General features: G+C 67.9%; 6 protein-coding genes and 1 pseudogene. All 7 read right to left on the minus strand.

Features of this window, described 5'->3' with window-relative positions:
* Nucleotides 1–157: 157 nt before the first annotated feature.
* Complete coding sequence (locus V7793_RS27570) at nucleotides 158–1,222, minus strand: ABC transporter ATP-binding protein (protein ID WP_336011192.1); 1,065 nt, start codon at nucleotides 1,220–1,222, stop codon at nucleotides 158–160.
* Nucleotides 1,215–2,285, minus strand: coding sequence for an ABC transporter ATP-binding protein (locus tag V7793_RS27575; RefSeq protein WP_336011194.1), 1,071 nt, complete (start codon nucleotides 2,283–2,285; stop codon nucleotides 1,215–1,217). The genes V7793_RS27570 and V7793_RS27575 overlap by 8 nt, the downstream gene beginning before the upstream one ends.
* A 13-nt stretch (nucleotides 2,286–2,298) precedes the next feature.
* Complete coding sequence (locus V7793_RS27580) at nucleotides 2,299–3,228, minus strand: ABC transporter permease (protein ID WP_336011197.1); 930 nt, start codon at nucleotides 3,226–3,228, stop codon at nucleotides 2,299–2,301.
* 33 nt (nucleotides 3,229–3,261) lie between these two features.
* A complete protein-coding gene (locus V7793_RS27585; protein ID WP_256790357.1) occupies nucleotides 3,262–4,185 on the minus strand; it encodes an ABC transporter permease in 924 nt (307 codons plus the stop codon).
* Between the two features lie 184 nt (nucleotides 4,186–4,369).
* A complete protein-coding gene (locus V7793_RS27590; RefSeq protein WP_336011204.1) occupies nucleotides 4,370–6,007 on the minus strand; it encodes a peptide ABC transporter substrate-binding protein in 1,638 nt (545 codons plus the stop codon).
* Between the two features lie 458 nt (nucleotides 6,008–6,465).
* Nucleotides 6,466–8,370: a translational GTPase TypA gene (gene typA / locus V7793_RS27595; RefSeq protein ID WP_336011206.1), complete on the minus strand. Its 1,905-nt coding sequence runs from the start codon at nucleotides 8,368–8,370 to the stop codon at nucleotides 6,466–6,468.
* 237 nt (nucleotides 8,371–8,607) lie between these two features.
* Nucleotides 8,608–9,100, minus strand: a pseudogene (locus V7793_RS27600) (hypothetical protein); the annotation flags it as partial.

Raw genomic sequence — 9,100 nt, forward strand, 5'->3', positions numbered from 1 at the left:
CCTCCTCCAGATCCCAAGTGTCGCTTAGGCCCAGATAACACCCCATTCGGTGGTGTGATGCACCTCTGTGGCGGCTTTCCCCGGCCGAACCACACGAAAGGGCTCCCCCGGCGCGACCAGCGCGCCCCGGGAGAGCCCTTTCCGTCCACGACCGGCGCTACGCGGCGCCGACCACCTGCTTCACCTCGGCGAAGTGGCAGGCCGACTCGTGTGCGGCCGGGGTGTCCTTGCCCTCGTAGAGCTTGGGCACGGCCAGGAGCGGCAGCTCCTCGGCGCACTTGTCCTCGGCCTTCCAGCAGCGGGTGCGGAAGCGGCAGCCGGACGGCGGGTTGGCCGGGGAGGGCACGTCGCCGGTGAGGATGATGCGCTCGCGGCCCTCGCGGGCCTCGGGGTCCGGCACGGGCACGGCCGACAGCAGCGCCTGGGTGTAGGGGTGCGTCGGGTGCTCGTAGATCTCGGCGTCCGTGCCGATCTCGGCCATCTTGCCCAGGTACATCACACCGACGCGGTCGGAGATGTGCCGGACGATGGACAGGTCGTGCGCGATGAAGACATAGGAGAGGTTGAACTCGTCCTGCAGCCGCTCCATCAGGTTGATGACCTGCGCCTGCACCGAGACGTCCAGCGCCGAGACGGGCTCGTCGCAGATGATGATCTCGGGGTTGAGCGCCAGGCCGCGGGCGATGCCGATGCGCTGGCGCTGGCCGCCGGAGAACTGGTGCGGGTAGCGGTTGACGTACTCGGGGTTGAGGCCGACGACGTCGAGCAGCTCCTGGACCCGCTTGCGCCGGTCGCCCTTGGGCGCCACCTCGGGGTGGATCTCGAAGGGCTCGCCGATGATGTCGCCGACCGTCATCCGCGGGTTGAGCGAGGTGTACGGATCCTGGAACACCATCTGGATGTTGCGCCGGACCGCCTTCAGCGCACGCCCGGACAGCTTGGTGATGTCCTGGCCCTTGTAGAGGACCTCGCCGGAGGTGGCCGTCTCCAGCGTCATCAGCAGCTTGGCGACCGTGGACTTGCCGCAGCCGGACTCGCCGACGATGCCCAGCGTCTCGCCCTGGTAGAGGTCGAAGGAGATCCCGTCGACGGCCTTGACCGCACCGACCTGCTTCTTGAACAGCAGCCCCTGCGTCAGCGGGAAGTGCTTGACGAGGTTGCGGACCTGGAGGATCGGCTCCCGCTGACCGGCCTTCCCGGCCTGCTCGGTCATGTCAGCCATGGATCGTCTCCTTCCAGAAGTGGCACGCGCTGCCGCGGCCGTCGAGCTCGGTGCCGTCCTGCTCCGCCACCGGGTGCAGGGCGGGGATGTCCTCCCTGCAGACGTCCTGGGCCTTGGGGCAGCGCGGGTTGAAGGCGCAGCCGGTGGGGATCCGCAGGAGGTTGGGCGGCAGGCCCTTGATCGCGTACAGCTCCTGGCCCTTGTGGTCCAGGCGCGGGATCGAGTCCAGCAGGCCGCGCGTGTACGGGTGCGCGGGGCGCTTGTAGAGCTCGTGCACGGGCGCGGTCTCCACGATGCGGCCCGCGTACATCACGGCGATCTTGTCGGCGACGTCCGCCACCACGCCCAGGTCGTGGGTGATCAGGATCAGGCCCATGTTGTACTCGCGCTGCAGCTCCGCGAGCAGGTCCATGACCTGGGCCTGCACCGTCACGTCGAGGGCCGTGGTCGGCTCGTCGGCGATGATCAGGTCCGGCTCCAGGGCCATCGCCATCGCGATCATGATGCGCTGGCGCATACCGCCCGAGAACTGGTGCGGGTAGTCGCCCACGCGCTGCTTGGCGGCCGGGATGCGCACCCGGTCCATCAGCTCGATCGCCTTGGCCTTGGCGTCCTTCTTCGACAGGCCCTGGTGCACCCGGAACATCTCGCCGAGCTGGTTGCCGACGGAGAAGACGGGGTTGAGGGCGGACAGCGCGTCCTGGAAGATCATCGCCATCTTCGGGCCGCGCAGCTTGCGCCGCTCGCTCTCCGGCAGCTTCAGGATGTCCTGGCCGTGGAAGAGGATCTCACCGCCGGCCACACGGCCGGGGGGCGAGTCCAGGATGCCCATGATGGCCTGGGCGGTGACGGACTTGCCGGAGCCCGACTCGCCGAGCACGGCGAGGGTCTCGCCGGCGTCGACGCTGTAGCTGACACCGTTGACGGCCTTGGCGACGCCGTCGCGGGTCTTGAACTCGACGTGCAGGTCGCGCACTTCGAGCAGGGGCGCGGACTTCTTGGCGCCCTTGCCGTCCTGCGGCGCGGGGCCGGAGGCCCCGGCGGTCTTTTCGGTCGTGGTCATCGGGACGTTCTCCTCAACGCAGCTTCGGGTCGAGGGCGTCGCGCAGCCCGTCACCGACAAAGACAAATCCGAGCACCGTCAGCACGATCGCGGAACTGGGGTACACCCAAAGGAAGTCGCTGACGCCGAGGGAGTCCTTGCCTGCGGAGATCATGTTGCCCCACTCCGGCACCTCGGGGCTCACGCCGATGCCGAGGAAGGACAGCGAGGCCTCGGCCACGACGGCGGTGCCGACGCTGAAGGACACGTACGACATCACGGCCGCGATGGAGTTGGGCATGATGTGCCGCAGGATGATGCGGGTGGTGCTCGCGCCGAGCGCCTTCGCCGCCGTCACATAGTCCATCTCGCGCACGGACAGGATGCTGGAGCGCAGCAGACGGGCGACCGTGGCCCAGCTGAAGACGGCCAGCGAGATGATGACGGGCAGCACACCGCGGCCCATCACCAGGATGATCACGATCGCGCCGATGAGCAGCGGGAACGCGAAGAAGACGTCGGCGGTGCGCATGATGACGCTGTCGACGGCCTTGCCGAAGTAGCCGGACAGGGCGCCGAGGATGCAGCCGATCACACAGGCCAGGAAGATCGAGGCCAGACCGACGATGACGGCGATGCGGCTGCCGTAGATGATCCGGGAGAACTGGTCGCGGCCGAGGGCGTCGGTGCCGAACCAGTGGTCCCCGCTGGGCTCGGCCAGCGTGTTGGTGAGGTTCTGCGCGTACGGGTCGTGGGTCGCGATCAGGGGTGCCGCGGCGGCGACGATGAAGAGCAGGACGACCAGGCCGAGGCCGACCACGGCAAGCTTGTTGGCCATGAAGCGGTGGCGGATCTCGCCCCACTGCGTGATGCGGGCCGGTGCGGGCTCGGCGGTGTTGTTCGCAACTGCTGACTGTGCGGTCGCGGCGTCCGGCCCCTGGTCGCTCTTGGTGAGCTCAGTCATGGGTGACTCCTAGAACGGGGTGTGACCTTGCGGTCAGCTGAGGCGGATCCGCGGGTCGAGCACCGCGTACAGCAGATCGACCAGCAGGTTGAGCAGGACGAAGACGGCGACGCCGTAGGTGACCACGCCGACGATGATCGGGTTGTTCCCTTGCTGGATCGCGGTGACCAGCGCATAGCCCATGCCGTCCCAGTTGAAGATCGCCTCGGTGATGAGCGCACCGCCGAGCAGACCGCCGAAGGAGATGCCGATGTAGGTCACCACGGGGATGATCGAGTTGCGCATGACGTGCTTGAGGAGCACCGTGCGGCGCGGAAGGCCCTTGGCGATGGCCGTCTTGACGTAGTCCGCGCGCAGCACCTCGAGCATGGTGCCGCGCATCAGCCGGGCGACGAGGGCCGCGTCGATGATGGCCAGCGTGAACGCCGGCATGATCATCGAGTTGAACGACCCGTCCGAGATCAGCGGGAACCAGCCGAGGTTCACGGCGAACTGGCTCTGCAGGATCATGCCGATGACGAAGCTGGGGAAGCCGATGGCCAAGGTCGTGAGAAGTGTGACCAATACATCCCAGAACGAATATCTGAACAAGGCCGCAACCAGGCCCGCGAGGACGCCGAGCACCACGTCGATGATGATCGCCGCCACGGCCAGCTTGGCGGTGTTGCCCAGCTTGGGGCCGAGCACCTCGGTCACCTGGCGCCGCTGGGTGTAGTCCTCGCCGAGGTCGCCCTTGACCAGGTTGGTCACATAGTTGCCGTACTGCACGGCGAGGGGCTTGTCCAGACCGTAACGCTCGCGCAGTTGCTCGACGACGGCGGGGTCACGCGCCTTGTCGCCACCGAGCGAGCCGACCGGGTCTCCGGGAAGGACGAACAGACAGGCGAAGAGGATGAGGGTCGCACCGAAGAGGACGATCACCATCTGCCCGATCCGCCGGATCACATATTTGCCCACGATGTCTCCTTGACTTACTGCCGCCGTGGGGCGTTCGCCGTCGCCTCCCGGTACGGGAAGGGTGGGGAGGCGGCCGCGCACGGCCCGGCCGCGCGGGCCGGAACATGCGGAGGCGAAGGCCGTGGAGCCTCAAGTCGTTGCTCGGGGCTCCACGGTCTTCACGGGACTGGCTGGAGGGTGATGGTTACTTGATGCCGATCTCGGCGAGGTTCGGGTCCTCGAAGAAGTCCAGCTTGATGTTGGAGAACTTCTTGCTGTTCACCAGGCGGTACTGGGTGCGCTTCCAGGTCGGGATGACGCCCTGGTCCTCGTCGATGGCCAGCTTCTCGGCCTCGTTGTAGATCTTGGCGCGCTCGGCCGCGTCCTTGGTCTGACGGGCCTTCACCAGCAGCTCGTCGAACTTCGGGTTGCTGTAGCGGCCGCGGTTGTCGCCCAGCGCCTTGCCGTTGGCGTCCGGGTTGATGCCGCTGGTGGACAGCAGGGGCGAGAAGAAGTTGTCGGCGGTCGGGTAGTCGGCGGTCCACGCCTGACGCCAGATGCCGATGGTGCCCTTGTCCTGCTGCCGCGCCAGGGCCTCCTTGAAGGGCAGACCGTTGAGCTTGACCTTCAGGCCGAGCACGTCCTCGATCTGCTTGGCGACGGCCTGCACCCACTCCTCGTGCCCGGCACCGGTGTTGTAGCCGAAGTCCAGGGTGTCGCCCGGCTTGAGGCCGGCCTTCTCCGCGTACTCCTTGGCCTTGCCCTTGTCCTGCTTGACGCAGGAGGTGCACACGTCGGCCTTGTAGACATCCTTGAAGGACGGGGGCAGCAGGGCGGTGGCCGGCTCCTGGAGACCCTGGAAGACACCCTTGGCGATCTCCGCGCGGTCGATCGCGTAGGAGACGGCCTTACGGGCGTCGGCCGACTTCATCGGACCCGACTCGTTGAACGGGGAGATGTAGTTGACGCCGCTGACGTCAGCCTTGAGCCACTGGCCCTGGGGGTCGTACTTGGCCTTGGCGCCCGGCATCTGCGGCACCGGCATACGGGCCCAGTCGAACTGACCCGACTCGAAGCCCTTGTACTCCAGGGTCACGCCGTTGGCCGGGTTGAGGATCGACAGCTCGACCTTGTCCAGCTTGGCCTTGGTCAGACCGTAGTCGTCGTTGCGGACGAGGGTGATCTTCTTGTTGTGCTCCCACGAACCCGACATCTTGAAGGGGCCGTTGCCGATGGGGGCGTCGTTGAACGACTTGTTGTCACCGGCGCCGGCGACCTTCGGGACCGGGCTGAAGGCCGGGTGGGCGGTCTTCTTGTCGAACTCGAAGTCCGGTGCGGAGAGCTTGACCTTGAGGGTGTAGTCACCCTCGGCGGTCAGGCCGGAGAACTTGTCGCTCGAACCGCCGTTGAGCTCCTTGTAGCCGGCGATGCCGTTCATGTGGTAGGCCACGTCGGAGGCGGACGCCTTGGCGACGACGCGGGTCCAGCCGCGGATGAACGCCTCGGCGTTCACGGCCTCGCCGTTGGAGAACTTGGTGTCCTTCTTGATCTGGAAGGTCCACTCGTCACCGGCGTCGTTCGGCTTCGCGGACTCCGCCAGCTTCGCGTTGAGGGTGCCGTCGACGTTCACGTCGTAGAGACCCACGAACAGCTGACGGGCCACCAACGTGCCCTCGGACTCCTGGGCGTTGACCGGGTCGATCGACTTCGGCTCGGTGATACCGAGACGGAAGACCGCTCCCTTTCCGCCGCTGTCCTTGCTGTCACTGCCACCACAAGCAGTCGCCGCCATGGCCACGACTATCGCGCCGACGACCCACTTGGCGCTCTTGGCACCGCGCATGGGTATGCCTCCTCAAGAGTCCACTTTTCACTACGAGAGAGGCGCCGGCCCCACGCTGACACCCCTGACAGCGGAGACGGAACCGGCACCTCGAGTGTGCTCGTGAGTCGGCGCTCCCCACAGCGCGTGACCCATTGACCCGAGCTCAATGAACCCAACTATTAAGTACGTCCGCCTTGTAAACCACACTTAAAGGGTCTCGCTTTGGTCACATCGAGCACTCCCAGAGGTTCGAAAACCGGACAAAGCCAGCACAGACAGACACCCGCGAAACGGACTGTTAACACAACTTCCGGCGTCGACCGGCCGGTATCCGGACAACCTTTGCAGCCGTGGATGAATATGGACTGTCTGATTCCGAGTCACTCGGATACGCCGGAGGCCCGGTCCCGCCGCAGTGGACTGCGGCGGGACCGGGCCTCTCGGTACCCGGCGCTCCTGTCGGAGCGTCAGGAAATTCAGCGCTTGGCGCGGGAAGCCGTGCGGCCGCGCTCCTTCTGGTCCAGGACGACCTTGCGGATGCGGACCGCCTCCGGGGTGACCTCGACGCACTCGTCGTCGCGGCAGAACTCCAGGGACTGCTCCAGCGACAGCTTGCGCGGCGGGACGATCGCCTCGAAGGAGTCGGCGGAGGAGGAGCGCATGTTGGTGAGCTTCTTCTCCTTGGTGATGTTGACGTCCATGTCGTCGGCGCGCGAGTTCTCGCCGACGATCATGCCCTCGTACACCTCGGTGCCCGGGTCGGTGAAGAGCACGCCGCGCTCCTGGAGGTTCGTCATCGCGAAGGCGGTGACGGCACCGGCGCGGTCGGCGACCAGGGAGCCGTTGTTGCGGGTCTTGAGCTCGCCGAACCACGGCTCGTGGCCCTCGTGGATCGAGTGGGCGATACCGGTGCCGCGGGTGTTCGTCAGGAACTCCGTGCGGAAACCGATCAGACCGCGGGACGGGACGACGAACTCCATGCGGACCCAGCCGGAGCCGTGGTTCGACATGTTGTCCATGCGGCCCTTGCGGGTGCCCATGAGCTGGGTGACGGCGCCCATGTGCTCCTCGGGCACGTCGACCGTCAGGCGCTCGACGGGCTCGTGGACCTTGCCGTCGACGTCCTTGGTGACGACCTGGGGCTTGCCGATGGTCATCTCGAAGCCCTCGCGGCGCATCTGCTCGACCAGGATGGCCAGCGCCAGCTCACCGCGGCCCTGCACCTCCCAGGCGTCGGGACGCTCGGTGTCCAGGACGCGCAGCGAGACGTTACCGACCAGCTCGCGGTCCAGACGGTCCTTGACCTGGCGGGCGGTGACCTTGCGGTCCTTGACGGCGGACTTGGCGTCCGCGCCCTTGCCCGTGCCGCCGCGGCCGACCAGCGGCGAGGTGTTGGTGCCGATGGTCATGGAGATCGCGGGCTCGTCGACCGTGATCAGGGGCAGCGCGACCGGGTTCTCCGGGTCGGCCAGGGTCTCGCCGATCATGATGTCGGGGATACCGGCGACCGCGCAGATGTCACCGGGGCCGGCGACCTCGGCGGGCTTGCGGGTGAGCGCCTCGGTCATCATCAGCTCGGTGATGCGGACGTTGGAGATCGTGCCGTCGCGCTTGATCCACGCGACCGACTGGCCCTTGCGCAGCTCGCCCTGCTCGACGCGGAGCAGCGCGATGCGGCCGAGGAAGTTGTCGGCGTCGAGGTTGGTGACGTGGGCCTGGAGCGGCGCGTCCTCCTCGTACGCCGGGGCCGGGACGTGCTCCAGGATCGTGGAGAAGAACGGCTCCAGGCTGGTGCTGTCCGCGGGGACGGTGCCGTCCTCCGGCTTGGTCAGCGACGCGATGCCGTCACGGCCGCAGGCGTAGACGATCGGGAACTCGATCTGGTCCTCGTCCGCGTCCAGGTCGAGGAAGAGGTCGTAGGTCTCGTTGACGACCTCGTCGATGCGGGAGTCCGGGCGGTCCGTCTTGTTGATGCAGAGGATGACCGGCTTCCGCTGCTGGAGCGCCTTGCGGAGCACGAAGCGGGTCTGCGGCAGCGGGCCCTCGGAGGCGTCCACCAGCAGCACGACCGCGTCCACCATCGACAGACCGCGCTCGACCTCGCCACCGAAGTCGGCGTGGCCGGGGGTGTCGATGATGTTGATGGTGATCGGCTCGCCGCCGTCCTTGGGGTGGTACTTCACCGCCGTGTTCTTGGCGAGGATCGTGATGCCCTTCTCACGCTCCAGGTCGTTCGAGTCCATGACTCGGTCGTCGACGGAGTCGAGCTGGTGCGCGGCGAAGGCGCCGGCCTGCTTGAGCATGGCGTCGACGATGGTCGTCTTGCCGTGGTCGACGTGGGCGACGATGGCGACGTTTCGAATGTCATGGCGCGTGGGCACTTGCGGCGCTTCTCCCGGAATCGTGGATGGCGGCGCGTACGGTCCGGCACGCGCGCCCGCCGGGCAGAACACGCCGCGGCCACTTCCATGGTACGGGCCCGCGCCGACTTCGGCTGCCTCAGGCCTCCGGCGGGGGCTCTGACCTGGGGTTTCGCCTTTTTCATCCAGGCAGTGGACGACCCTGCGCCGCGGCCGGCGCCCACCGGAAGGGAGCCGTCCCGGCGGAGGACGGGCCGCTCAGCCCGCGGCCAGGCGGCCGCGGGTCGCGCCACCGCCGAACGTCGCCGGCAGCAGCCCGGCCAGGACGATGCCGCCGAGGAGCGCGCCGCCCAGGGCCCGGGCGGGGGGCGGGGTGCCGGGGTCGTAGCGGGTGCCGTAGGTGCCCACGTCGTGTTCGGCCAGGGCGCGGGCCTGGCGGGCGAGGGAGTCCGCGTGGCCCGTCTCCGAGCGGACGGTGCGCAGGTCGGCGGAGGCGCGGGCGAGGGCCAGGTGGCGTTCGGCCTCGGCGAGGCGGGTGCGGGCCCGGCAGCCGATCGCGCCCCGGTGGGTGGTGACGAAGTCGCGGGCGGCGGCCACCTCGCCCCGTACCCGGCGCAGGGCCCGCTCGGCCCGGGCCCGCGCCCGGTCCTCGTGCCCGGCGTCCAGGGCTGCCGCGGTCTCCTCCACGTGCCGCAGCACGGCCCGCGGGTCGTACCACCCGCTTTCGACTTCACGGCGGGCGCAGGCGAGG

Origin of the sequence: Streptomyces sp. KLMMK (genome assembly GCF_036961605.1) — a bacterium.
Classification (GTDB): Bacteria; Actinomycetota; Actinomycetes; order Streptomycetales; family Streptomycetaceae; genus Streptomyces; species Streptomyces telluris.

Excerpts from the sequence above, each read along its gene's own strand:
- V7793_RS27580 (WP_336011197.1), bottom strand. The coding sequence starts at position 3,228 with ATGACTGAGCTCACCAAGAGCGACCAGGGGCCGGACGCCGCGACCGCA.
- V7793_RS27575 (WP_336011194.1), bottom strand. The coding sequence starts at position 2,285 with ATGACCACGACCGAAAAGACCGCCGGGGCCTCCGGCCCCGCGCCGCAG.
- V7793_RS27590 (WP_336011204.1), bottom strand. The coding sequence starts at position 6,007 with ATGCGCGGTGCCAAGAGCGCCAAGTGGGTCGTCGGCGCGATAGTCGTG.
- V7793_RS27570 (WP_336011192.1), bottom strand. The coding sequence starts at position 1,222 with ATGGCTGACATGACCGAGCAGGCCGGGAAGGCCGGTCAGCGGGAGCCG.